Annotated in this window: 1 pseudogene; it reads right to left on the reverse strand. The window is 62.1% G+C overall.

Features of this window, described 5'->3' with window-relative positions:
- A pseudogene (locus AAEZ05_RS30030) lies at window positions 1–240 on the reverse strand (4-hydroxyacetophenone monooxygenase); the annotation flags it as partial.

Consider the following 240-nt stretch of genomic DNA (forward strand, 5'->3'; position numbering starts at 1 on the left):
GTCCTTGAGGGCAAAATGCCGGGTGACCTGCTTGAAGCGCCAGGTCGAGCCGGGCCACAGCGTGGTGTTCTTGCCGGTACGCGGGTCGAGGTACCAGCTCTGGCAGCCGCCGGTGTTCCAGATGGTGCGCTTGAGTTTGTCCTGCAACTGCTGGTTGTAGGCGTGCTCCACGGCAGGTTTGACCTCCACCGTGGTGATGCGCTGGCGCTGCATGTGTTTCAGGGCATCAAGGATGTACGC

The sequence above is a fragment of the Pseudomonas sp. HY13-MNA-CIBAN-0226 genome, assembly GCF_040310305.1.
In the GTDB taxonomy this organism is placed as follows: Bacteria; Pseudomonadota; Gammaproteobacteria; order Pseudomonadales; family Pseudomonadaceae; genus Aquipseudomonas; species Aquipseudomonas gregormendelii.